Source organism: Streptomyces sp. NPDC043680, from assembly GCF_056436685.1.
On record NZ_JBWKCE010000008.1, the window covers coordinates 125,905 to 148,383 of the forward strand.

The window sequence follows — 22,479 nt, forward strand, 5'->3', positions numbered from 1 at the left end:
CTCGCTCAGGAGGCCTCGCGCAGCGCCCGCCTGCACAGCGAATCGGCGTGCCTGGTGGTCTCGGGGATCCGAAAGCGCGGGCTCAGCGCGAGGGCGTGGGCGCAGGCGTTGTCCAACGAGACCCGGTGGCCCACCGACACGTACACCGGCTTGATCCCGTCCTGCGTCCGCAGGGCCCGCCCGACGACGGCGCCGTCGGCCGCGAGCAGCGGCGCGGCGTCGCCCCGCCGGGCGCCCGGCTCCTCGTAGGTGAAGGTGAACGGGTTCTTCGCGACGCCCATGCTGGGCAGACCGGTGACCACGCCCAGGTGGCAGGCGAGACCGAAGCCGCGCGGGTGCGCGAGCCCGTAGCCGTCGCACACGACGAGATCGGGCGGGGCCGCCAGCGCGTCGAGGGCGGCGAGGACGGTGGGCAGCTCGCGGAAGGCGAGCAGGCCCGGGACGTACGGAAAGCTGACGTGCCCGACGGCGGTCGCCTCCTCGACGACCTGCAAGGTGGCGGCGTCGAGGACGACGGCCGCGGCGGCGACCAGGTCGCGCTCGTCGTCGTAGGCGACGTCCACACCCGCGACGAGACCGCGCCCGGGCGGCGGTCCCGGCTCGTCGAGCACGACGTGATGGCGCAGTTCGTCCTGTATCGCCCGGGCCTCGGCCGCGTCGGCGGGGGTCTTCACACTCGTCATGAGCAGCGAGGGTAGCCTGGCGATCATGTTCGTCATGGAGCTCACCTACACCGCGCCCGTCGAAGCCGTTGAAGAGGAGATGGACGCCCACATCGCCTGGCTGGACTCCTACTACGCGTCCGGCGTCTTCCTCGCCTCGGGCCGCAAGGTCCCGCGCGACGGAGGCATCATCCTGGCTCACGGGATCTCCCGCGCGGAGGTCGAACGCATCGCGGAGGAGGACCCCTTCACCGTGGCCGGGGTCTGCACCTATCGCATCACGGAGTTCATCGCGACGAAGACGTCGGCGGACCTGGCGCCGGTCCGCGAGCGGCCGGCCTCCTAGGGCAGATCCCGAAGGGCCCGGCGGGGCCGACTCTGCTGCGCGACGCCGATCCGCCGCCGATGCCCATCTCGTCGTCGCCATCTGTGACTTACCGGGCCGGGCCTCGGGAAGGGGGACGCTCGGCCCCGAATGGGGAACTGCCAACGGAAAGCGGCCCGCCCCTCACCGACGGGCCCGCTCCTGCACACGACCCCCCGGCCACCCCCGCTCCAGCCGCCCCACCCGTCCCTTCTCCCCCGCCGCCCAGCAGCCCCCGTCGCCGGCGCAGTCGACGGTGTCGAACGAGCCCGGCGCCAGGGCGTGCCAGGTGCGTCCGCCGTCCGTGGTCGCGTCGGTGCCCGTCGGCCCCACCGCCAGGGCCGCGCCCCGGGTGTGCGTAAGCCAGGCCGCGCCCGAGCGGTAGGCGGGCGGCGGGGTCTGCGCCGGGCTCCACGTGCGCCCGCCGTCGGCCGACACGGACGCCGCCTTCGGCGACGCCTCGCCGGTGCGGTGGTCACCGCCGACCGCGAGGCCCGTCGTACGGTCGCGGAAGGCCAGGGCGAAGACGCCCCTGGCCGGGTCGCCGGCCGGAATGCCCGACTCGGCGACGCGCCAGGTGCGGCCGCGGTCGGCCGAGTGCAGGACCCGGCCCACGGCGCCTCCGCCCGTGGCCAGCCACACATCGCGCGACCCGGCGCTGACGAGGCACTGGCCGCTCGCCGCGAAGCCCGCCTCGCCGGGCAGGGCATCGGGCATGCCCGTACTCGACAGCACCTCCCAGCTGCGCCCGCCGTCGTCCGTCGAGAGGATGCGGAACTTCCCGCCCACCGGGTCGCTCATCGCCAGCCCGTGCCTGGAGTCGAAGAAGGTCAGGCAGTCGTAGAAGGCGCGCGGATCGGGGTTGCGGAACGTCTCGGTCCAGGTCGCGCCGCCGTCCTCGGTACGCAGCACCCGCGAGGCCTCGCCCTCACCGATGGACAGGGCGACCGCGCGCCGCGCGTCGAAAGCCTCGATGTCCCGCAGCTCCAACCCCTCCGCGACCGCGCCGGGCGGCGACACATCGCGCCAGCTGCGCCCGCCGTCGACGGTGCGCAGCACCGTCCCCTTGGACCCGGCGACCCAGGCGGTGGACCTGCTGACGGCGGCCAGCCCACGGAACCGGGCCTCCTTCCCGGTCTCCTTCACCCCCCATCCCCACCCCGCACCCAACTCGGCACCCGCACCGGCACCGGCACCCGCACCCAACTCACCACCACCACCCGCACCGGCCCACGCCGGGCCGGCCAGCACCCCCACCATCAGAGCAGCCGCGCACATGCCAACTCCCAGAAGTCTCATGGCGCGGGAAGCTAATGCACCCCGGATTCGCCGTCCAGGGTGCATCGCCGTTACCGAGTTCCAGGCTGAAGCCATGCCCTCCACCGACCCCCGGCCCAAGGCCTACAACGGCCAACACATCACCGTCGCCTACGAAACCGGTCGCTGCCTGCACGCCGCCGAATGCGTACGCGGCCTGCCCGAGGTGTTCGACACGGGCCTGCGCCCTTGGGTACAGCCGGACGGCAGCGGCCCGGAGCGGGTCGCCGAAGTCATCCGCCGCTGCCCCTCGGGCGCCCTCCAGCACCGACTCGCCGACGGCCCGGCGGAGCAGCCGGACCGGCCGACCACGGTCGTGGGGTCGCCCGCCGGGCAGCTCGTCGTGCGCGGCGAAGTGAGCGTGACACGGCGGACGGGACCGCTCGCACCGAAACCCGGACGGTGCTTTGCGCCTGTGGAGTGAGCGGGAACCAGCCGTTCTGCGACCACTCCGGCCCCTACGGCGCTTCCGGAACATCCGTACCACGACACACCCCCACCACCTCCCCACACGCCTCGCCGATTACTCTGAGCAACCAAACAGACGCGTTCCAGCCAATCGGTGACCCAGCTCACGTCACTTCGCATGCACGGATGTGCCGAATCCCGCGTCTATCCGGTTGCCGGGTTCCACCCCCATCCCGGCCGCAGATCCGCCGCAAGGGAGCCGAGCCTTGATCACTGTTATCGAGCAGTCCGTGCAGGCCCGTCTGGTCGCCACCGCGCCGAAGGTCGAGACCGCACCCGTCACGCTCTGCTACGACCGTGCCGACCCCTTCGCCGTGCGGATGTCCTTCCCGGCCCCGGCCACGCTCGAAGGCGTCGAGGTCGCCTGGACCTTCGGGCGCGAGCTGCTGGAGGCGGGCCTGGACTGTCCGGCGGGCCACGGCGACGTACGCGTGCGCCCGTACGACACCGACCGGACCTCGATCGAATTCCACGCACCCGAGGGCGTCGCGATCGTGCTGATGCTGACGGCCGAGCTGCAGCGGTTCCTGGAACGGGCCGCGACGATCGTCCCGCCCGGGCTGGAGCACCTCTACCTCGACGTGGACCACAGCCTGGCCGAGCTGATGCGCGACCCCCACTGACGCCGACCGGAATATTCGCTTGCGGGCGGCTGCGGCCGCCCGTACGTTCGTCAATGCCCCATCCCCGCCGAAACGGAGCAGGACATTGCTCGTCTGAGGTCCGAGACACCGACCCCGACCGTCACCAAGGCCCGGCCACACGCACAGGCACCAGCCGCCCGGCCACAGGCACCAGGCGTCAAGCGCCACGCCCCACGCCCCACCGTGACCGTCACTCAAACCGTCGGCTGTCTCCCCGCGTTGCACGCACCACTCACGCAACCTGGAGGCCTCCATGAGTCATCGCCATCCCCTTGCTTCCCTCACCTGCTCGGCCCTGTCCTTCGAGTGGCCGGACGGCACTCCCGTCTTCGACGACTTCCAGCTGACCGTGGGCCCTGGCCGTACCGGCCTGATCGGCCTCAACGGCTGTGGGAAGTCCACGCTCCTGAAGCTGCTCGCCGGTGAACTGAAACCCACCACGGGCCAGTTGGCCGTATCCGGCACCATCGGATACCTCCCGCAGAACGTCACCCTCGACACCGCATCACGCGTGGACGAGGCCCTCGGCATCCACGCCACCCGCGCCGCACTGCACGCGATCGAGGCCGGCGAGGCCACCGAGGCCAACTTCGCCGCCGTCGGCGATGACTGGGACGTGGAGGAGCGGGCCCTGGCCACCCTCGACCAGCTCGGGCTCGCCAGGATCGGCCTGGACCGCACGGTCGGCGAATTGTCGGGCGGAGAATGTGTGTTGCTCCGGCTGGCCGCCCTTCTGCTCTCCCGCCCGGACGTGCTGCTGCTCGACGAGCCGACCAACAACCTGGACCTGCGGGCCCGGCGTCGCCTGTACACGGCGGTCGAGTCCTGGTCCGGGGTGATGCTGCTGGTCAGCCACGACCGGGAGCTGCTGGAGCGGGTCGATCAGATCGCGGACCTTCGCGAGGGCCAAGTCCGCTGGTACGGCGGCAACTTCACCGCATACGAGGAATTGCTCGCCACCGAGCAGGAATCGGCCCAGCGCATGGTGCGGGTCGCGGAGGCCGACGTCCAGCGACAGAAACGCGAACTGGCGGACGCCCAGGTCGTCTTGGCGCGACGCAAGCGCTACGGGCAGAAGATGAACGACACCAAGCGCGAGCCGAAGATCGTCATGGGTGCCCGCAAGCGCGCGGCTCAGGAATCGGCCGGCAAGCACCGCATCATGCACACCGAAAAGCTCGCGCAGGCCAAGGAGCGGCTGGACCAGGCCGTCGAGGCGGTCCGCGACGACGACGAGATCCGGATCGAACTGCCGGCCACGCGGGTACCGCCGGGGCGCCGGGTCCTGACCTTGAGCGATCTCCGCTTGGCCTACGGAGCGCGGGTCGCGGGCGAGTGGGAGGTGCGCGGCCCGGAGCGGATCGCGCTGGTGGGCGGCAACGGCTCGGGCAAGACGACCCTGCTGCGCACCATCGCCGGGCAGCTCGCACCGCTGTCCGGGGAGACCGTGGCCCATGTGCCGACCCGGTTCCTGCCGCAGCGGCTGGACGTGCTCGACCCGGACCGCTCCGTGGTGGAGAACGTGGCCCGGTTCGCTCCGCAGGCCTCGAACAACGTGATCCGGGCGCGGCTCGCACACTTCCTGTTCCGCGGCACCCGGGCGGACCAGTCGGCGGGCACCCTGTCGGGCGGCGAGCGGTTCCGCGCGGCCCTGGCGGCACTGCTCCTCGCGGAGCCGGCTCCGCAGCTGCTGATGCTGGACGAGCCGACCAACAACCTGGACCTGGCGAGCGTGCGCCAGCTGACGCGCGCCCTGGAGTCTTACGAGGGTGCGCTGCTGGTGGCGAGCCACGATCTGCCGTTCCTGGAGTCGGTGGGGATCACCCGGTGGCTGCTGCTCGACGGTGAGCTCCGACCGACCACGGCGGAGGACGTCCGGTCCCGCTTGTGGCACTGACGCGGACGTGGGCCGGTCAGCCGGCAGCCCTACCGGCAGCCGACTGACCGGCAGCTCACGTACGACTAACGGCACACGCCGGCGCCCCTCGGGCAGCTCACAGCAGCATCACCGGCGACCCCGGGCAGCTCCCAGCAGCATCACCCCGCCGCCGTCAAGGCGGGGGCGCCGGGCCACCTGTCAGCGTGACTTTGGTTCCGCTTACCCGCTTCCGGACCCCCACACACTGCACAGATAACGGGATGTAACCGGTCATATGAACGCCAGGGGCTTGGCGGGCCTTCACGCTCCGCTTAACCTACGGGTTCGTAGGCTACGGAACCGTAGGTAATTCGCTTTGTCCCCAGGAGCACCCGTGACGATCACCTCTCCCCACCTCGGCAGCTCGGAGGCGTGGACCGACGCCAAGCTGCTGTACGCGCTGGAAGAGGTGGTGGAGAAGGAACTCAACCGCCATCTGAAGGTCACCAAGGACTGGATGCCGCACGAGTACGTCCCGTGGAGCGACGGCCGCAACTTCCCGGAGTTCTTCGAGGACGGAGAGGCCTGGGACCCCGAGCAGTCCAAGGTCACCGAGATCGGCAAGATCGCGCTGGTCGTGAACCTGCTGACCGAGGACAACCTTCCCAGCTACCACCACGAGATCGCGACGCTCTTCGGCCGCAACGGCGCCTGGGGCACCTGGGTGCACCGCTGGACCGCCGAGGAGGGCCGCCACGGCATCGTGATGCGCGACTACCTGCTGGCCTCGCGCGCCGTGGACCCGGACAAGCTCGAAGTCTTCCGGATGCAGCACATGTCGGAGGGCTTCGAGTCCGACAACCGCCACTCGATGCTGCACTCGGTGGCCTACGTGGCCTTCCAGGAGCTGGCGACCCGCATCTCCCACCGCAACACCGGCCACCAGTCCGGTGACCCGGTCTGCGACCGGATGCTGGCCCGCATCGCGCAGGACGAGAACCTGCACATGATCTTCTACCGCAACCTGCTGGGCGCGGCCTTCGAGATCGCCCCGGACCTGACGATGCAGGCCGTACGGGACGTGGTGGTCAACTTCCGGATGCCCGGACACGGCATGCCCGGCTTCGAGCGGATGGCCGCCCAGATGGCGATCGGCGGCGTCTACAACCTGCGGATCCACCACGACGACGTCCTCAGCCCGGTGATCCGCTTCCTGAAGATCATGGAGATCGACGGGCTCGGCCCGGACGGGCAGAAGGCCCAGGAGGAGCTCGGCCTGTACATGAACGGCCTGGACACCGAGGCCCGCAAGTTCGACGAGCGCCTGGCCGCCCGCGCAGCCCGCCTCGCGGCCCGCAAGGGCTGAGCCACCGGGCGCCTGCGCCCCGGCGGAGCCCCGCTCCGCCGGGGCGCAGGCACACCGCGTGCTCCCTGGCCCCAGCGCCCTCCCCGGCTCCCCTGGGCCGGCTCCCCCCGGCCGGCCCAGCGGCGGTCGACGCTCGGCGGCCGCATCAGCGACGGACAAGGCGCGACACAACAGCCGCGACCCGTCAGCCGCGACCCAATCAGGCGTGACCGCTCGGGCAGGACTGAATCAGCCGCGACCCGACCAGCCGCAGCAGATCAACGGCGCGGACGCAGGGCGAGGCGTTCCGCCTCGGAGAGGCCGCCCCAGACGCCGAAGCGCTCGTCATTGGCCAGGGCGTACTCCAGGCATCCCGCCCGCCCCTCGCACGCCCCGCACAGCCGCTTCGCGTCCCTCAGGGACGAGCCCGGCTCCGGGAAGAAGAAGCCCGGCCCCGTCTGGGCGCAGAGGGCGAGGTCGTACCAGGCTGTGGCGGTGGCTGCAGTGGTGTTCATCGACATGCCGGTGATCCTGACCGCAGCCGATGGACGTCCGATCAACGGCTGATCAACACTCCCGCCGCCTCCACGTCACACCCTCCACCTCACACCCCGGGCGCCGGGGCACTGGCTATGACGGCGAACCGGGCGCCGTAGGGATCCGCCAGCTTGGCGAAGCGGCCGACGCCCTCCATGAAGACGGGGCTCATCCGGACCTTGCCGCCCGACTCCTCGGCCTTCGCCGCCGTCACATCGCAGTCCGCGACCTCGAAGTACGGAGTCCAGTACGGCTCCTCGGTGTCCTCCACCGGGTCCGCCGCGATCGGCACCAGGCCGCCGAAGGCTTCCCCGTCCGCCGTGCCGGCCGGCTTGACCATGGTGTACGTGCTGCCCTCGAACGGCATCTCGGCTATCTCCCACCCGAACACGGAGCGGTAGAACCCGGAGGCCACTGCCACGTCGCCGGTGTAGAGCTCGGCCCAGCACAGGGTCCCGACGTCGGTCACGGCGTCCAGGCCCTTGTTCCGCATCGGCTGCCAGGCGGCGAACCCCACCCCGGACGGGTCGGTGAAGATCGCCATCCGGCCGAAGTCCATGACGTCCATCGGCTGGAACGCCACCGAACCTCCCGCCTCGACCACGGCGGCCGCGGTGGCGTCCGCATCGCGCGTCTGGAAGTACACGGTCCAGGCCGAGGGGCCCTGCTCCGGCGTCACGGCCATACCGCCCGCGACCGTCTTCCCACCGAGGCGGAACATCCCGTACCCGCCGACTTCCTCGCCTCCCGGCCGGAACTCCCAGCCGAACAGCCCGGCGTAGAAGTCCGCGGCGCCGTCCATGTCGGGCGTGCCGAGGTCCACCCAGTTCGGGGAGCCGTCCTTGTAGTCCGTGGTGAGCATGGCCCGCCTCCTTCCCTCCTCTTCGAGCATGGCACCCACCACTGACACCGGCCGCCCCACAAACTGGACGACCGTGCGTTCGCTAAGCTGGGACCATGGCTGACGGGCGCGTGGAGCGCGGAAACCAGACCCGGCGGACCGTCCTGGAGCACACCGTGGACATCGCCTCGGTGGACGGCCTGGAGGGCCTGTCACTGGGAAAGATCGCCACCGACCTGGGGCTCAGCAAGAGCGGCGTCTTCGCCCTCTTCGGATCCAAGGAGGACCTCCAGCTCGCCACCGTGCGCGCCGCGGTGGCGGTCTTCGTGGAGCAGGTCGTCAAGCCCGTGCGCGACGAGCCCGCCGGTCTCGGCAAGGTCTGGCGGCTTTGCGAGCGCTGGATCGACTACTCGGGGCGGCGGGTCTTCGCGGGCGGCTGCTTCTTCTACGCCACCTCCGCAGAGTTCGACTCGCGCCCCGGCCCCGTACGCGACGAGATCGCGAAGGCGCGCGCCGACTGGACGCAGTACGTGGAGCGGCTCCTCGACGAGGCCCGGCTCCACGGCGGGTTCCGGGCCGACGCCGGCTCGGAGGACGTACCGCAGTTGGCGTTCGAGATCATCGCGCTGATGGAGCTCGCCAACGCGCACTCCCTCCTGCACGAGGACCCGCTCGCCTACGAACGCGCCGCGCGGGGCATCCTCAACCGCCTCCGCGCGGTGGCCTCCACCTCGGACGACCTGCCGCACCGGCCCTCGCCGACGGAGCGCTGAGCCGTCCACGGCGCGTCACGGCAACGACCCCGACCACAGCAAGCACCACACCCACGCCCCCCGGCCATCGCCACGGCCACCGTCAGCGAGCGACAGCCACCGTCACCGAGCGACGGGCACCGACTCCGCCAGGAACTCGACGGCCGCGGCGATGACTTCGGGGTCCGCGAGGATGCGGCGGTGGCCGAGCCCCTTCGTCTCGATCAGACGGGCGCGGTCCCCGTACGCCGACGCGACGCCGCGGGACTGGTCGGGCGCGGCCACGTCGTCGTCGAGGTCGTGCACCAGCAGGATCTGCGCCGGAACCTGATCCGGGCGGTGACGGGCGTCGAACCGCGGCCAGACGTCGGGCTCGTCGGGAAAGAGGCGGTCCTGGACGTACGTCCGCAGGGCGCGTTCGACGCCTGGCCCCACGCGCAGGGTGCGCCGGAAGCCGGCGAGGAGGTAGTCGAAGTCGGCGACACCGCCGACGGCGACGATCCGGTCCGCCCGGATGCCGTCCCGCAGCGTGAAGAAGGTGGCGAGCACGCCGAAGGAGTGCGCCACCACGGCCGAGAAGTCCCCGTGCTCGGCGTGCAGTCGGCGGATGATCTCGCGCTGTCTGCGGATCGTGGTGGCCCGGCCGCCGGACTCGCCGTGGCCGGGGGCGTCGAAGGAGACGACGGTGTGGCCCTGGGCCCGCAGGGGTTCGATGAATCCGGCGAGGCGGGAGACGCGCGAGGTCCACCCGTGCACCACCAGGACGGGCCGGCCGCCGTCGCCCCAGCGGTAGGTGGTGACCGGTATGCCGTCGACGGTCAGCCGTCCGGTCTCGGCCTCGGCCATCAGCCCGGCCTCGCCGGACCGCAGCCGGGGTCGACCGATGGGCCGTACGAACAACGCGAACGCCACCCGCCCGGCCAGGCCCGGCGCGATCCGGGCAGCGAGATTGAGGGTCGTGCTCATGAGTGAAGACACGCCAAAATATTAGCACGATCGTTCGTGTTCTTACTTAGGGCACGCGAAGAGCAGAGGACCCGGCTGCCGAGCCGCCCCGACCGGCCGGTACCGCCGATGGCCGGTACCGCCGTGATCGGGGCGGTCGTGCAGGTGCCGGCCACCGCCATCGAGGAGGCCGGGACCTCCTCGCTGAGCGGCATCCCGGCCGGCCCCGCCTACTGTCTGCTGCCGGCCTGGCGGCCCGGCCTCATCTCAGGTGCCGGCCGAAGAACCGGTTCCCGTCCTCCACCTCGAACCACGGGGTATCGGTGTGTCCGCCCGGATTGGCGTGCAGCGTCTTCTCCTTGGCGCCGAAGGCGTCGAACAGCTCCAGGGCCCGCTGCCGGGGGTTCCCTTCGTCGTCCCACTGCAGCAGGAACAGCAGCGGAACGGTGACCCGCCGGGCCTCCTCGCGCTGGGCACGGGGCACGTAACCTCCGGCGAAGAAACCGGCGGCCGCGATGCGCGGCTCGACCACCGCCAGGCGAATGCCGACGGCGGTCCACCCCGAGTAGCCGACCGGGCCGCCGATCTCGGGCAGCGCGAGGAGGGCGTCCAGGGTGGTCCGCCATTCCGGGACCGCCTTTTCGACCAGCGGGCCGACGAGGGACTCGAAGATCTCGTCGACCGGCTCGCCGGCCTGCATCGCCCAGCGGAGGTCGGCGCGAGCCTGCTCGTCGGCGGCGGAACGGGGCCGGTCGCCGCACCCGGAGGCGTCGATGGTGGCCACCGCGTAGCCGCACGCCGCAGAGTGCCGGGCCCGCGCCACCAGCCGGGCCGCCCCCTTGGGCAGGCCGTTGTTGTGGGCCATCAGGATCAGTGGGACCGGGGTGGTGGATTCAGGCGTCCACAGGGTGCCGGGGATCTCGCCGAGGGTGAATTCGCGTTCGAGGACGCCGTCTTCGAGGCGCTGCTCGGAAGTGAAGTGCACGGTCGTGCCTTTCGGGAGGGCTGGAACGGCGCTCCCGGACGACCTATCGCCCGACCGTGACCCCGGAGGAGAGCACCCATGTCGATACAGCGTTCACGGGTACCACCTCCTCGTTCTCTCGCACGGCCTCCGGAAACGTAGCAGTGGCCGCCGTACTGCGCCAAGCAGGTTTTTGCGGAGGCTCCGTGGCCGAACGCCACGCTTGCCAGCGGACACCGATCGCACACGACACACCGCACCGGGGCTCGCTCCCCCAACCGCCGACACGGTGATCGGGTTCGGATAGCGTCTGCGCCTGCAGACTTCACCAGGGGGATGGGATGAAAGCAGAGACCGTCACCGCGATATGCGCGGTCGTGATCGCTGTCGGGTCGCTGGTCGTCTCGGCCTACCAGGCACACGCCACACGGCAGCACAACCGCCACTCGGTGCGCCCGATACTCCAACTGCACCGCGGCTGGCCGAAGGGAGGCAGAGCAGGAATCCGGCTCATCAACTCCGGGCTCGGCCCGGCGGTCATCGTCGACAGCACGCTCGCCGTCGACGGCGAGGTGATCGGCTCCTGGAACGCGCCCGGTGTCGACCGCGTCCGTGCCCGCCTGTCGGTGCGCCCGTCTGCGGTGACCTTCAACGAGGGAGAGGTCATCGCCACCGATTACGAGCAGTACCTGTTGGGTGTCGCAGACTACGACCCACAGTTGCACGCCGAGCTCGAAGACCTGATCAACCGACGGCTCACGCTCACGATCCGCTACGAGTCCCTGTACGGCGGCGAGGGGTACACGGCCGTCCTGCGCCCCGTCCCGTGATCGGGCGGGCGCGGGCAGGACCAGCACCGTCAGGACCAGCACCGCCAGGACCAGCAGGCGGGCAGGACCAGCGCGGTCAGGACCAGCAGGCGGTCAGTCCTTGTCGTCGTTCTTCGCGCGGCTGGGTTGGACGCGCTTCGGTTCGCCCGGCATCTTCGGGTAGTCCGGGGGGTACGGCATATCGCCCAGGCCGTGGTCCTGTTCGAGGCGGGCCGCGAGTTCCAGGGCTGCGTCGAGGGTGAAGGCGTGGTCGTCCATATCCGCGTGGAGGTCACCCAGTTCGGCATAGCGCGCAGGCATGGTGACGATGTCGAAGTCGCGGGGCTCGGCCGAGTCGATCTCGTCCCAGCGCAGCGGGGCCGACACCGGGGCGTGCGGGCGGGGGCGTACGGAGTAGGCGGATGCGATCGTGCGGTCCCTGGCCGTCTGGTTGTAGTCGACGAAGATCCGCTCGCCACGCTCCTCCTTCCACCAAGCCGTCGTGACCTTGCCAGGCATGCGGTGTTCCAGTTCCCGGCCGATCGCGATCGCGCACCGTCTCACCTCTGTGAACGTCCAACGCGGCTCGATCGGCACGAACACGTGCAGCCCGCGCCCGCCCGAGGTCTTCGGCCAGCCGCGCAGTCCGACGTCCTCCAGTACGTCGCGCAGCTCGTGCGCGGCGATCACCGCATGGCGGTAGTCGGTGCCCGGCTGCGGGTCCAGGTCGATGCGCAGTTCGTCGGGCCGGTCGGTGTCCTCGCGGCGCACCGGCCAGGGGTGGAAGGTGAGGCAGCCCAGGTTCGCCGCCCACAGCACGGCGGCCGGCTCGGTCGGGCAGATCTCGTCGGCCGTGCGCCCGCTGGGGAAGGCGATGTGGGCGGTCGGGATCCAGTCCGGGAGGTTCTTCGGGGCCCGCTTCTGGAAGAAGGACTCGCCCTCCACCCCGTCGGGATAGCGCTCCAGGGTGGTGGGGCGGTTGCGCAGGGCCCGGGTGACGCCGTCCGCGACCGCCAGGTAGTAGCGGGCCACGTCCCCCTTGGTGAGGCCGCGCTCCGGGAAGTACACCTTGTCCGGGTTGGACAGCCGTACCGTCCGTCCGCCCGCGTCCAGCTCGATCGCATTACCGGATGCACCCATGTGGGCCACGGTAGGCGGGGCCGGCCGGGGGCGCATACCGGGCGGGGCCGGACGTACCACCGCAGAATCGAAGACATGGACCTGCCGGTGATGCCGCCCGTGAAACCGATGCTCGCCAAGTCGGTGGCCAAGATCCCGCCGGGCATGCAGTACGAGGCCAAGTGGGACGGCTTCCGGGCCATCGTGTACCGCGACGGCGACGAGGTGGAGATCGGCAGCCGCACCGGGAAGACGCTGACCCGGTACTTCCCGGAGCTGGTGACCGCCTTGAGGGACAATCTCCCCGACCGCTGCGTGGTGGACGGCGAGATCGTCATCGTGCACGCCGGGCGGCTGGACTTCGACCGGCTGACCGAGCGGATCCACCCCGCCCGGTCCCGGGTCGAGCTGCTCGCCGCGACGACCCCGGCCAGCTTCATCGCCTTCGATCTGCTCGCCCTCGGCGACGAGGCGCTCCTCGACACCCCGCTCGGCGACCGCCGTACCGCCCTCGTCGACGCCCTTTCCACCGCTCGGCCCCCCGTTCACCTCGCGCCCGCGACCACCGATCCCGCGCTGGCGCAGGAGTGGTTCGAGCAGTTCGAGGGCGCCGGACTCGACGGGGTGATCGCCAAACCGCTCCATCTCCCCTACCGGCCCGATGCGCGCCTCATGTTCAAGATCAAGCACGAGCGTACGGCCGACGTCGTCATCGCAGGATTCCGTTTCCACAAGAGCGGTCCGATTGTCGGATCGCTCCTGCTCGGCCTCCACGACGCCCACGGCGCCCTCCAGCACGTCGGCGTGTGCGCCGCCTTCCCCATGAGGCGCCGCGCCGAGCTGGTGGACGATCTGGCCCCCCTGCGGATGGCCGACGTCGAGGGGCACCCGTGGGCCGCGTGGGCCGAGGAGGCCGCGCACGAGGGCGCCCGGCTGCCCGGCGCGCAGAGCCGCTGGACGGGGAAGAAGGACCTCTCGTGGGTGCCGCTGCGTCCGGAACGCGTTTGCGAGGTGGCGTACGACCACATGGAGGGCGACCGCTTCCGGCACACGGCCCAGTTCCGCCGCTGGCGGCCCGACCGGACGCCGGAGAGCTGCACGTACGCCCAGCTGGAGGAGGTCGTCCACTACGACCTGGCCGAGGTGCTCGGCGGCGGCCCCGGCGCGACCGCCCCGCTCCCCTGAGCCACGCGCACGCAGCCTCACCCCGCCGTCAGCTTCTCCCACTCCTCCCGGTCCGGCCCCACCGCATGCGGTACGTAGCCCGGCCTGGCCGCCAGCCAGCGCGCCACCCGGGCCCGTACCTCCGGGTCCGCGTACGCCCGCTCCGGCCGCTCGGCGAGGTGGCGGACCCTGGCCCGGGCCCGCATCACCTCGGGGTCCTCCAGCGCACACTCGAACAGCGCGGCCATCTCGCGCGCCGGGCCCGGCCGCCCGGCCCGCGCCGCGAACCGCTCGCCGACAGCCGTGTCCGCCACGACCTGGAAGTCGAACCACGGCTTCAGGGTCCGCACCGCCCACGCGTGGTACTCGGTGGCGAACGGCGCCGATCCGGGATCCCGGTCCGCCGTCCGGGCCACCCTCAGGGCCGCCCACAGGGCGAGCGAAATGCCCTGCCCCAGCGTCGGATTGGTGTGCGTCAGCGCGTCCCCGACCGGCACGAGCCCGGTCACCACCGGCCCCTGCCCGTCCACCAGGGCGGTCCACCGGTTGTCCAGGCTCGCCGCGGCCAGGACGCCCGACAGCGGTTCGGCCCCCAGCCCCAGCCAGGCCTCGCCGGGCGGGAAGGAGCGCGCGGCGGCCTCGAAGACGGCGGGATCGCGCAGCGCCGCACGGGTCGGGTCCTCCGTGTGGACGAGCAGTGTCACGGCGAACACCCCGTTGTCGGCCGGGAAGACGGCACACCCGGCGAAGGGCCCCCCGGTCACCGTCCACGGCCGCCGCGGCCCCTCCTCCATCCCCTCGGGCAGCCGGTACCAGCGGCAGAAGTACGCCAGCCCCGTGCGGTGGCGTTCCACCACGGCCGGCCGGCAGCCCGCCGCGGCCAGCCACCGCTCGGCGCCACCGCGCCGCCCGCCCGCGTCCACGACGAGGTCGCACGGGTACGCACCGGCCTGCGTGGCCACCCCCGTCACCCGTACCCCGAAGGCCCCGGGGCCGGGCGCCGTCGTCAGACCGGTCACCGGCTCCCCGTGGTGCACCACCGCGCCCGGTTCGGCGCGCAGGGCGGTGACCAGGGCGCTCTCCAGCACGATGCGCCGGGCGTGAAGCATCACGAGGTCCTCGTCGCCGGCGCGGGCGGAGGGGCGTACGTCGAACCAGTCCAGCTCGTGCCGCTCGCGGGCGCCGAGCCTCAGCATCTCCCGGTGGACGTCGGGGAGTTCCTCGCGCAGGACGGCGCGGGCGGCACCGAGCAGGAGGTGCGGCTGGTTCGCCTGGGGGACGCCGGGCCGGCGCCAGCCGAAGAAGTCCCGGCCGAGGGCGGTGCCCGGGGCACGCACCTCCCGTTCGAACAGCTCGACGGTGTGTCCGTGCCGTGCCGCGAGCAGCGCGGTCGCGAGCCCTCCGACACCCCCGCCGACGACCAGCACCCGTGCCATTGCGCCCCCCGAGTCCCGAGCCGGTGAACCGTACGACGATCTGACCGCCCAGAGCCTGCACGCCGGGGGCCTGGCCGAAACCCGCACACATGTCCGGTACGTCGGCCCGTCAGACCCCGCCGCGGCCCGCCCGGTACGCCGCGACGGCCCGCCGGGTCTCGGCCTCGACCAGGTCGGCGTTGATCGCCATGGCGGCCCGCACCCCGGCTGCGGCCGCCCCGCTCAGCTGGTCCATCGGGTTCACCACGTTCCCCGCAGCCCACACGCCCCGCAGGGCGGTGGCTCCGGTGACGGGGTCCGCATCCACACAGGTGCCGACCGCCACGCCTTCCCGCTCCACGGTGGTCAGGGGGAGGCCGAGGCTCGCCGCCACCCCGGCGCGGGCGTCGAACCACGGCGCCACCACCAGGGCCGCGCAGTCCACCGACCCACCGGCCGCCAGCCGCACCCCGACCAGCCGACGTCCGCCGCGGCCGTCACCCCCGCCACGGCCGTCCCCCTCCACGTCCCCTTCCTCGGCGACCACCAGGCCGGTCACCTCGCCCTCCACCACCGCGACGCCCAGTGCGCCCAGCAGCTCCCGGTCCTCCCCCGTGGGCGTCCAGACATGGGCCAGCAGGGTCACCCGGTCGCTCCACTGCCGCCACAGCTGCGCCTGCTGTACCGCCGTCGGCCCGGTCGCCAGCACGGCGAGCGGCATGCCGCCGAGCTCCCAGCCGTGGCAGTACGGACAGTGCAGTACCTCCCGTCCCCAGCGCTCCCGGAGCCCCGGCAGCTCAGGCAGCCGGTCCTCCAGGCCGGTGGCGAGCAGGAGCCGGCCGGCCCGCACGGCGCCGCCGTCGGCACACCGCACCAGGAAGCCGCCCCCGGGCAGCGGATCGGCCGCGACGGCCGTGCCGGCCGCCCCGGACCGGATCACGCCGCCGTACCCGGTGACCTCGCTGCGCCCGCCGGCCAGCAGCTCCGCGGGGCTCGCCCCGTCGCGGCCGAGGTAGCCGTGCAGATGGGCGGCCGGGGCGTTGCGGGGGCGGCCGGAGTCGAGCACCAGCACCGAACGCCGGGCCCGGGCCAGGGTCAGCGCCCCGGCGAGTCCGGCGGCGCCGCCGCCCACGACCACCACGTCGAACTGCTGCGTGCTTGCGTTGTCCATACCGGCGAGGGTGGGCCCGTACACCCCGGCTTGACAAATGATGTTGCCGAACCGGCAAATGGAGTCATGCCCCCTCAGGACCCCGCACACCCGGAGCACCCCGAGGAACAGCCGCCGCGGCGGGACGACGAACTCGCGGACGTGCTCACCGCCGTGGGCCCGCGGCTGCGCGCGCTGCGCCGGCAGCGCGGGACCACCCTGGCCCAGCTCAGCGAGGCCACCGGGATCTCGCTCTCCACGCTGTCCCGACTGGAGTCCGGGCAGCGCCGGCCGACGCTGGAGCTGCTGCTCCCGCTGGCCAAGGCCCACCGGGTCGCGCTGGACGAGCTGGTGGGCGCGCCGGAGACGGGGGATCCGCGGATCCGCCCGCGCCCCTTCGTCCGGCACGGCAGCACCTATGTGCCGCTCACCCGCAGCTTCGGCGGGGTACACGCCTTCAAGCAGGTCATGCCGCCCGTCGAGGGCACCCCGCCCGAGCCGGAGCTGAAGGTCCACGAGGGCTACGAGTGGCTGTACGTGCTCTCCGGCCGGATCCGGCTGCTCCTCGGCGAGCACGACCTGGTCCTCACCGCCGGGGAAGTGGCGGAATTCGACACCCGCACCCCGCACGCCTTCTTCAACGCGGGGCCGCAACCCGCCGAGTGCATCAGCCTCTTCGGTCCGCAGGGCGAACGCATCCACGTCCGCGCCAGGCCCACCACCCGATCAAAAGACGGAAAAGGAAAGCCCCGATGACGACGAAGCCGAACCAGCGTCCCGAACGAGCCGTCCCCCAGCCCAACGCCGTCGTCGGCGTCGGCCTGGTCGTGGCCGACGCCGACGGGCGCGTGCTCCTCGGCCAGGCACACGACGGCCGCTGGGAGCTGCCCGGCGGCAAGGTCGACCCCGGGGAGGGCTTCGAGCAGGCAGCCGCCCGCGAACTGGGTGAGGAAACGGATCTGCGGGCGGACCCCGAGAACATCCGGATCCTGGCCGTCCAGATCGACGCGAAGGCCGGGATGACCCGCCTGACCGCGGCCGCCGTCACCACCGCCGCGCAGGGCACCCCCAAGGTCACCGAACCGCACAAGATCGTCCGCTGGGAGTGGTTCGCCCCGGCCGAGATCCCGCACGCCCTCTACGCCCCTTCGGCGGCGGTCCTGCGCACCTGGCGCCCCGAGCTCGCCCCGACCCTGCCGCCCGTGCCCTCGTACGACTACCCGGCGACCAACGGCCGCTAGCCCGGCCCCGCCCGCTCTGCCCGACCCCGGCCCGCCCGGCCCGCCCGGCCCCGGGACGCGGCTACACCCCCGCCCGCGCCCGCGGTGCGAAGTTGCCCTCGCGCAGGTCCTCCGCCAGCAGGCGCTTCGCGATCGTGTCCGCGGCCACCCGCAGCTCCTCGCTCCGCGGGCGGCCGCGGTCCTTCTCCAGCTGGTCCCCGAGCCAGTCCCCCCACGCCTTGGAGATCGCCGCGGCCTCGCGCTCCCCCGGCGGGGTGAGGGCGAGGAAGTTGCCGTCCCGGGTCAGGTAGCCCTCTTCCACCATCCGGTCGAAGACCGGCAGCAGCACCTCGGGGGGAAGGGACCGGCGGGAGGCGATGAGCCCGAGGCTGGCGTAGCCGACCGTGCGGTGCATGAGCTCCACCTGCATGACGGCCCAGGCGCCCGCCATGTCCAACCGCGTGTCCGCGTTCCGCACGAGCTGCCGGGCGGTGTCGGACCCCATGCCCCGGAGCAGCTTGCCGACCGCGAGTTCGAGCACCTTGGCCGGGTCACCGGTGGCCGTGGTCGGCGAGGCGAAGCCGTCGCCCATGTCCATGGAGCCGGCCCGGACGGTGTCGCGCAGCCGGACCTGCTTGAGGAAGAGCGCGACGACGAACCCGAAGAGCGCCACGGGTACCGTCCACAGGAACACCGTGTGCAGCGCCTGCTCGTACGCCGCGATGATCGGGCCGGCCGCCGCGGGATCCAGCCCGTGGACCCCCTCGGGGCTCTGGGCCGCCGTCTCCAGCCCGGCCGGGTCGGCTCCCGTGGCGCGCGCCGCCTCCCCGACCGCCCGTTCCAGCCCGGGCCCGAGGTGGTTGGCGTAGATCGCCCCGAACACGGCGGTCCCGAACGAGCCGCCGAGCGTACGGAAGAAGGTGACGCCCGAGGTGGCCGTGCCCAGGTCGGCGTAGTCCACGGTGTTCTGCACGGCGATCGTCAGCACCTGCATGCACAGGCCGATACCAGTTCCGAACACGAACATGTACAGCGATTCCCGCCAGGTGCCGGTCCCCGGGCCCATCCGGGACATCAGGTACAGGCCCACGGCCATCACCAGGCAGCCCACGATGGGGAAGATGCGGTATCGCCCCGTCCTGCCGGTGACGGTACCGCTGAAGACGGACGCCATCAGCAGGCCGACCACCATGGGCAGCGTCCGCACGCCCGAGATCGTGGCCGAGTCGCCGTCCACGTACTGGAGGTAGGTCGGCAGGAAGGTCAGCGCGCCGAGCATCGCGAACCCGACCACGAAACTGAGGACCGAGCAGACACCGAAGACGGGGGTGCGGAAGAGCCGCATCGGCAGCATCGGCTCCGCGGCCCGCTTCTCGGCCAGGCAGAACAGCACGAGGGCCAGGGCGCCGACCGCGAAGAGGCCGATGACGACCGCCGAATTCCAGGCGTACTGGTTCCCGCCCCAGCTGGTGGCCAGGATCAGCGCGCCGGAGCCCACCGCGACCAGCGCGATGCCGAGGTAGTCGATGACGGGGCGGCCGGCGGGCCGTACGGAGGGGATGGTGCGGGCCGCCGCGACCACCACCAGGATCGCGATCGGGACGTTCACGTAGAACGCCCAGCGCCAGCTCAGCTCGTCGGTGAAGACCCCGCCGAGCAGCGGCCCGATGACGGTCGCGACGCCGAAGACGGCGCCGATCGCGCCCTGGTACGTGCCGCGTTCGCGCAGCGGCACCACGTCGGCGATGAGGGCCATCGAGGTGACCATGAGGCCGCCGGCGCCGGCTCCCTGCACCCCGCGCCACAGGATGAGCAGGGTCATGTTGCCGGCCAGACCGCAGAGGAACGAGCCGGCGATGAAGACGATCGCCGAGATCTGGAAGATCCGCTTCCGGCCGAAGAGGTCGCCGAACTTGCCCGCCAGCACGGTGGAGACCGTCTCCAGGAGCAGGTACGAGGTGACCACCCACGACATGTGGTCCCCACCGCCGAGGTCCCCCACGATCGTGGGCAGGGCGGTTCCCACAATCGTCTGGTCGAGCGCCGCGAGCAGGACGCCCAGCATGATCGTGCCGAAGACGACGTTGCGCCGCCGCCGGTCGAGCACGGGGGGCGCCGCGGCTGCAGCGGGAGCCGTGGTGGTCACACTCGCACTCTCACAGCGCCCCCGCCCCGCCGCATGCCGCACCGGGCCGTATGGGGGACCCTGCTGCGGGATCAGCGCAGGTAGGCGAGGCCGGGATGCTCGGCCGCGTACCCGTCGAGCAGCCGCCGGGCCACGCTCACGGAGTCCACCAGCGGGTGCAGGGCGAAGGCCTTGACCGCGTCGGCCCGGGAGCCGCTCGCCGCGGCCCGGAGCACGGCCCGCTCGACCGCCTTGACGGACGTGACGAGTCCGACCGCGTGCAGCGGCAGCGGGTCCACGGCCACCGGGTGGGCGCCGTTGGCGTCGACCAGGCAGGGCACCTCGATCACCGCCTCGGCGTCCAGCACGGACAGTGTGGAGCCGTTGCGGACGTTCAGGATCAGCGTGGCCCGCTCGTCTCGGGCGATGGCCCGCATCAGCGCCAGCGCGACCTGCTCGTACCCGCCGGACTCCAGGTCGGCCGCATCGCGCTCGCCGAGGCCCGCCGCCTCGCGGTTCTCGGCCATGTACGTGGCCTCGCGCTCGTGTCGGGTCCGATCCCAGGCGGCCAGCGCCGCCCCGGCGGGCCGCCCCGGCCGCGCAGCCTCGGCGTAGAAGCCGCGCTGCTGGTCGCGCAGGAACGCGCCGCGCGTCTGCCCGGCCTCCTGGTAGGCCCGTACGGTGTCGCGGTTGAAGTAGTAGTAGTGCAGGTACTCGTTCGGGACCGCGCCGAGCGAGCGCAGCCATTCGGCGCCGAACAGCCGCCCCTCCTCGAAGGACTCCAGCGCTTCGGTGTCGGCCAGCAGCCGGGGCAGTTCGTCGCGGCCGCCGATGCGCAGCCCGCGGACCCAGCCCAGGTGGTTGAGGCCGACGTAGTCGATCCAGGCCTCCTGCGGGCGGGCTCCCAGCAGCCGGGCGATGCGCCGGCCGAGCCCCACCGGGGAGTCGCAGATCCCGATCACCCGCCCGCCCAGCTCCTCGGCCATCGCCTCGGTGACCAGCCCGGCCGGGTTGGTGAAGTTGATGACCCAGGCCCCGGGGGCCGTACGGGCGATCCTGCGCGCGAGCTCGCGGGCGACGGGCACGGTCCGCAGGCCGTACGCGACTCCGCCCGCGCCCACCGTCTCCTGGCCGAGCACGCCCTGCGCCAGGGCGATCCGCTCGTCCGCGGCGCGCCCGTCCAGGCCGCCGACCCGGATGGCACAGAAGACGAAGTCGGCCTCGCGCAGCGCCTCGTCGAGGTCCCGGGTGGCCGTGACGGCGGGCGGGTCCTCGACCCCGGAGGCGGCCGCCTGGTCGGCGAGCACCCGGGCCATGGCGGTGAGCCGGGCGGGGTCCTCGTCGTACAGGGTCACCCCGGTCACCCGGCCCTCGGCCCGGTCGCCGAGGAGCGCCCCGTACACCAGCGGTACCCGGAATCCGCCTCCGCCGAGGATGGTCAGCCGCACGCCCTTGCCGCCCTTCGTCCTGTCACACCCATGCTCCGCCGTGCCACGATCGGTGCCACGATCCGTGGCATCCGGGTCCGCGGCACGCGGTGTCGGGCTCCAGTGTCCCCTGCCGGGCGCCGGGCGGCGTCAGTCCACCGGCGAGGGCACGGCGCGAAGCCGGGGTCCCTGGTGGAGCGGGGCGGCGCCGCCGCCGCGGACCGGACCGGTGGGCGCGCCCTGGGGGGCGGAGAGGATCAGGGTGATCCGGGTGAGGCCCATGCCGTCGAGCATGCGGCTGGATTCCGCCACCATCCGGCAGCGTACGAGGCCCCACTGGGGGTCCCAGTGGCGCACCGTCCGCACCGCCCCGTCGTGCTCGGCGGCGTCGGCGCCGTGGGTGGTCAGCCAGTGCGGCACGCCGTAGCGGTAGGCCGCCTCCATGAAGGGGTCGCGGGCCACCTCCTGGCGGATGCTGCGCAGTCCCTCGTCCTCCGGGGCCGCGGCCAGCGCGTTCGCGAACCGGGCCAGCAGCGGTACGCACCAGGCCGGTTCGTGGTCCTCCAGCACGGCCGCGGCGTCCGGGTGGAACAGCACGAAGCGCAGGAAGTTGTCGTCCGGCAGCGCCGTGGGGTGCGGGCGTACCGACTGGAACAGCTTGTCGAACGCCGAGTTGGTCAGGGCCACGTCCCAGCGGTGGTCCACCAGGAAGCTCGGGTAGGGCACGGCCTCCATCAGGGCCGCGTAGTCGCACAGGTAGTCGCGCTGTGCGGGGTCCTCGGGCAGCCGGTTCTCCTCGGCCGCCCGCCAGGTCGGCGGCGGGTCCCGGTCGACCATGACGCGGAACAGCCAGAAGCACTGCCGCTCGCTCATCTCCAAGGCCTCGGCCAGGGCGAGCAGTTTGCGGTCGGTCCATTCCTTGACCAGACCGCGTTCCCAGTTCCCGTAAGCACGGACGCTGATGCGCAACCGCGCGGCGAGGTCCTCCTGGCTCAGGCCCAGTTCCTCGCGGCGCTGGCGCAAAATCTCCTTGCGTCGCTCCGACCGCACTGCGCCACGTGCGGACTCCTCGCCCGCCAGGCGCTCCTCACCGGCTTGGGCGAGGCCATCGGACGGGCCCACCGCTGCGAGATGTGGCACCGAGAGCTCCCCCTCCTCACGGTCTGGATCTTCAATTTCCTCTGGCGATCCTGCTACCGACTTCATTCGAGTGTCAACTATCGTGGCAATTCCAGCCTCTTGACAGCTCATTCGCGCCACAGCTGTGGCAAGTTCTGGCCCTGCGGCGGCGGACCGGCTAGATTCCAAAAGCCGACCATGTGCCCGTACCGACCCCGCCGCGATCTAGGAGAA

Annotated in this window: 23 protein-coding genes; 11 read left to right on the forward strand and 12 right to left on the reverse strand. The window is 72.3% G+C overall.

The genetic code is table 11. The annotated features are described in order from the left end of the window. Positions 1 to 5: 5 nt before the first annotated feature. Positions 6 to 683, reverse strand: coding sequence for an endonuclease V (locus AC0666_RS18580; RefSeq protein WP_468968933.1), 678 nt, complete (start codon positions 681 to 683; stop codon positions 6 to 8). Positions 684 to 708: 25 nt separating this feature from the next. Here AC0666_RS18580 and AC0666_RS18585 point away from each other — a divergent pair, with 25 nt between their 5' ends. Further along, positions 709 to 1,008, forward strand: coding sequence for a YciI family protein (locus AC0666_RS18585; RefSeq protein ID WP_468969585.1), 300 nt, complete (start codon positions 709 to 711; stop codon positions 1,006 to 1,008). Positions 1,009 to 1,170: 162 nt separating this feature from the next. Here the strand turns inward: AC0666_RS18585 and AC0666_RS18590 are convergent, their stop codons facing one another. Next, entirely contained in the window at positions 1,171 to 2,286 is a 1,116-nt protein-coding gene (locus AC0666_RS18590; protein ID WP_468969582.1) for a WD40/YVTN/BNR-like repeat-containing protein, read from the reverse strand. Positions 2,287 to 2,398: 112 nt separating this feature from the next. On the opposite strand from AC0666_RS18590, the gene AC0666_RS18595 reads away from it, so the two are divergent. The 5 genes from AC0666_RS18595 to AC0666_RS18615 all read left to right on the forward strand — a co-directional run bounded on the left by AC0666_RS18595 (position 2,399) and on the right by AC0666_RS18615 (position 6,679). Next, positions 2,399 to 2,767, forward strand: coding sequence for a (4Fe-4S)-binding protein (locus AC0666_RS18595; RefSeq protein ID WP_468968930.1), 369 nt, complete (start codon positions 2,399 to 2,401; stop codon positions 2,765 to 2,767). Next, positions 2,746 to 3,021, forward strand: a complete 276-nt coding sequence (locus tag AC0666_RS18600; protein ID WP_468968928.1) for a hypothetical protein — start codon at positions 2,746 to 2,748, stop codon at positions 3,019 to 3,021. Before AC0666_RS18595 ends, AC0666_RS18600 begins: the two co-directional genes overlap by 22 nt. After that, positions 3,018 to 3,434: a spore wall synthesis regulator SsgD gene (ssgD, locus tag AC0666_RS18605; protein WP_468968925.1), complete on the forward strand. Its 417-nt coding sequence runs from the start codon at positions 3,018 to 3,020 to the stop codon at positions 3,432 to 3,434. The genes AC0666_RS18600 and ssgD overlap by 4 nt, the downstream gene beginning before the upstream one ends. A 274-nt stretch (positions 3,435 to 3,708) precedes the next feature. Beyond that, the gene (locus tag AC0666_RS18610; protein WP_468968922.1) at positions 3,709 to 5,352 is read left to right on the forward strand and encodes an ABC-F family ATP-binding cassette domain-containing protein; all 1,644 of its coding nucleotides are present in this window, start codon (positions 3,709 to 3,711) and stop codon (positions 5,350 to 5,352) included. Positions 5,353 to 5,707: 355 nt separating this feature from the next. Further along, positions 5,708 to 6,679: an acyl-ACP desaturase gene (locus AC0666_RS18615; protein ID WP_468968919.1), complete on the forward strand. Its 972-nt coding sequence runs from the start codon at positions 5,708 to 5,710 to the stop codon at positions 6,677 to 6,679. A gap of 257 nt (positions 6,680 to 6,936) precedes the next feature. Here AC0666_RS18615 and AC0666_RS18620 read toward each other — a convergent pair whose 3' ends face one another. Both AC0666_RS18620 and AC0666_RS18625 read right to left on the reverse strand, forming a co-directional pair. Beyond that, positions 6,937 to 7,179, reverse strand: coding sequence for a WhiB family transcriptional regulator (locus tag AC0666_RS18620; RefSeq protein WP_356846271.1), 243 nt, complete (start codon positions 7,177 to 7,179; stop codon positions 6,937 to 6,939). 83 nt (positions 7,180 to 7,262) lie between these two features. Next, entirely contained in the window at positions 7,263 to 8,057 is a 795-nt protein-coding gene (locus AC0666_RS18625) for a VOC family protein (RefSeq protein WP_478707946.1), read from the reverse strand. Positions 8,058 to 8,152: 95 nt separating this feature from the next. Here AC0666_RS18625 and AC0666_RS18630 point away from each other — a divergent pair, with 95 nt between their 5' ends. Further along, complete coding sequence (locus AC0666_RS18630) at positions 8,153 to 8,809, forward strand: TetR/AcrR family transcriptional regulator (protein ID WP_478707947.1); 657 nt, start codon at positions 8,153 to 8,155, stop codon at positions 8,807 to 8,809. A gap of 102 nt (positions 8,810 to 8,911) precedes the next feature. On the opposite strand, the gene AC0666_RS18635 is transcribed toward AC0666_RS18630, so the two are convergent. Continuing rightward, positions 8,912 to 9,766 (reverse strand): alpha/beta fold hydrolase, encoded by an 855-nt coding sequence (locus AC0666_RS18635; RefSeq protein ID WP_478707948.1) that lies wholly within the window; start codon positions 9,764 to 9,766, stop codon positions 8,912 to 8,914. Positions 9,767 to 9,995: 229 nt separating this feature from the next. After that, positions 9,996 to 10,718 (reverse strand): dienelactone hydrolase family protein, encoded by a 723-nt coding sequence (locus AC0666_RS18640; RefSeq protein ID WP_468968909.1) that lies wholly within the window; start codon positions 10,716 to 10,718, stop codon positions 9,996 to 9,998. A 320-nt stretch (positions 10,719 to 11,038) separates the two neighbouring features. Between AC0666_RS18640 and AC0666_RS18645 the strand changes: the two genes are divergently transcribed. After that, positions 11,039 to 11,527 carry a hypothetical protein gene (locus tag AC0666_RS18645; RefSeq protein WP_468968906.1) on the forward strand — a complete coding sequence of 163 codons (489 nt, stop codon included), beginning with the start codon at positions 11,039 to 11,041 and terminating at the stop codon, positions 11,525 to 11,527. Between the two features lie 93 nt (positions 11,528 to 11,620). Here AC0666_RS18645 and ligD read toward each other — a convergent pair whose 3' ends face one another. Further along, on the reverse strand, positions 11,621 to 12,646 hold the full coding sequence (gene ligD / locus AC0666_RS18650; RefSeq protein ID WP_468968904.1) for a non-homologous end-joining DNA ligase: 1,026 nt from the start codon (positions 12,644 to 12,646) through the stop codon (positions 11,621 to 11,623). A gap of 75 nt (positions 12,647 to 12,721) precedes the next feature. Between ligD and AC0666_RS18655 the strand changes: the two genes are divergently transcribed. Beyond that, positions 12,722 to 13,810 carry an ATP-dependent DNA ligase gene (locus AC0666_RS18655; protein ID WP_468968901.1) on the forward strand — a complete coding sequence of 363 codons (1,089 nt, stop codon included), beginning with the start codon at positions 12,722 to 12,724 and terminating at the stop codon, positions 13,808 to 13,810. Positions 13,811 to 13,827: 17 nt separating this feature from the next. Here the strand turns inward: AC0666_RS18655 and AC0666_RS18660 are convergent, their stop codons facing one another. Both AC0666_RS18660 and AC0666_RS18665 read right to left on the reverse strand, forming a co-directional pair. After that, positions 13,828 to 15,225 (reverse strand): NAD(P)/FAD-dependent oxidoreductase, encoded by a 1,398-nt coding sequence (locus AC0666_RS18660; RefSeq protein WP_478707949.1) that lies wholly within the window; start codon positions 15,223 to 15,225, stop codon positions 13,828 to 13,830. 109 nt (positions 15,226 to 15,334) lie between these two features. Then, positions 15,335 to 16,375, reverse strand: coding sequence for an FAD-dependent oxidoreductase (locus tag AC0666_RS18665; protein ID WP_478707950.1), 1,041 nt, complete (start codon positions 16,373 to 16,375; stop codon positions 15,335 to 15,337). 66 nt (positions 16,376 to 16,441) lie between these two features. On the opposite strand from AC0666_RS18665, the gene AC0666_RS18670 reads away from it, so the two are divergent. Both AC0666_RS18670 and AC0666_RS18675 read left to right on the forward strand, forming a co-directional pair. Beyond that, entirely contained in the window at positions 16,442 to 17,110 is a 669-nt protein-coding gene (locus tag AC0666_RS18670; RefSeq protein ID WP_468968895.1) for a helix-turn-helix domain-containing protein, read from the forward strand. Beyond that, a complete protein-coding gene (locus tag AC0666_RS18675; protein ID WP_361723767.1) occupies positions 17,107 to 17,595 on the forward strand; it encodes an NUDIX hydrolase in 489 nt (162 codons plus the stop codon). Before AC0666_RS18670 ends, AC0666_RS18675 begins: the two co-directional genes overlap by 4 nt. A 61-nt stretch (positions 17,596 to 17,656) precedes the next feature. On the opposite strand, the gene AC0666_RS18680 is transcribed toward AC0666_RS18675, so the two are convergent. From AC0666_RS18680 to AC0666_RS18690, 3 genes are all read right to left on the reverse strand, one after another. After that, on the reverse strand, positions 17,657 to 19,720 hold the full coding sequence (locus AC0666_RS18680) for an MDR family MFS transporter (RefSeq protein ID WP_478707951.1): 2,064 nt from the start codon (positions 19,718 to 19,720) through the stop codon (positions 17,657 to 17,659). A 71-nt stretch (positions 19,721 to 19,791) separates the two neighbouring features. Further along, on the reverse strand, positions 19,792 to 21,147 hold the full coding sequence (locus AC0666_RS18685; protein WP_468968888.1) for a 6-phospho-beta-glucosidase: 1,356 nt from the start codon (positions 21,145 to 21,147) through the stop codon (positions 19,792 to 19,794). 129 nt (positions 21,148 to 21,276) lie between these two features. Then, positions 21,277 to 22,266: a helix-turn-helix domain-containing protein gene (locus AC0666_RS18690; RefSeq protein WP_468580908.1), complete on the reverse strand. Its 990-nt coding sequence runs from the start codon at positions 22,264 to 22,266 to the stop codon at positions 21,277 to 21,279. Between the last annotated feature and the right edge of the window lie 213 nt (positions 22,267 to 22,479).

Coding starts and splice junctions, on each gene's coding strand:
- AC0666_RS18645 (WP_468968906.1), top strand. CDS start 11,039: ATGAAAGCAGAGACCGTCACCGCGATATGCGCGGTCGTGATCGCTGTC.
- AC0666_RS18665 (WP_478707950.1), bottom strand. CDS start 16,375: ATGGACAACGCAAGCACGCAGCAGTTCGACGTGGTGGTCGTGGGCGGC.
- AC0666_RS18585 (WP_468969585.1), top strand. CDS start 709: ATGTTCGTCATGGAGCTCACCTACACCGCGCCCGTCGAAGCCGTTGAA.
- AC0666_RS18630 (WP_478707947.1), top strand. CDS start 8,153: ATGGCTGACGGGCGCGTGGAGCGCGGAAACCAGACCCGGCGGACCGTC.
- AC0666_RS18580 (WP_468968933.1), bottom strand. CDS start 683: ATGACGAGTGTGAAGACCCCCGCCGACGCGGCCGAGGCCCGGGCGATA.
- AC0666_RS18675 (WP_361723767.1), top strand. CDS start 17,107: ATGACGACGAAGCCGAACCAGCGTCCCGAACGAGCCGTCCCCCAGCCC.
- AC0666_RS18660 (WP_478707949.1), bottom strand. CDS start 15,225: ATGGCACGGGTGCTGGTCGTCGGCGGGGGTGTCGGAGGGCTCGCGACC.
- AC0666_RS18590 (WP_468969582.1), bottom strand. CDS start 2,286: ATGGTGGGGGTGCTGGCCGGCCCGGCGTGGGCCGGTGCGGGTGGTGGT.
- AC0666_RS18625 (WP_478707946.1), bottom strand. CDS start 8,057: ATGCTCACCACGGACTACAAGGACGGCTCCCCGAACTGGGTGGACCTC.
- AC0666_RS18620 (WP_356846271.1), bottom strand. CDS start 7,179: ATGTCGATGAACACCACTGCAGCCACCGCCACAGCCTGGTACGACCTC.
- AC0666_RS18670 (WP_468968895.1), top strand. CDS start 16,442: ATGCCCCCTCAGGACCCCGCACACCCGGAGCACCCCGAGGAACAGCCG.
- AC0666_RS18655 (WP_468968901.1), top strand. CDS start 12,722: ATGGACCTGCCGGTGATGCCGCCCGTGAAACCGATGCTCGCCAAGTCG.
- AC0666_RS18595 (WP_468968930.1), top strand. CDS start 2,399: ATGCCCTCCACCGACCCCCGGCCCAAGGCCTACAACGGCCAACACATC.
- ligD (WP_468968904.1), bottom strand. CDS start 12,646: ATGGGTGCATCCGGTAATGCGATCGAGCTGGACGCGGGCGGACGGACG.
- AC0666_RS18610 (WP_468968922.1), top strand. CDS start 3,709: ATGAGTCATCGCCATCCCCTTGCTTCCCTCACCTGCTCGGCCCTGTCC.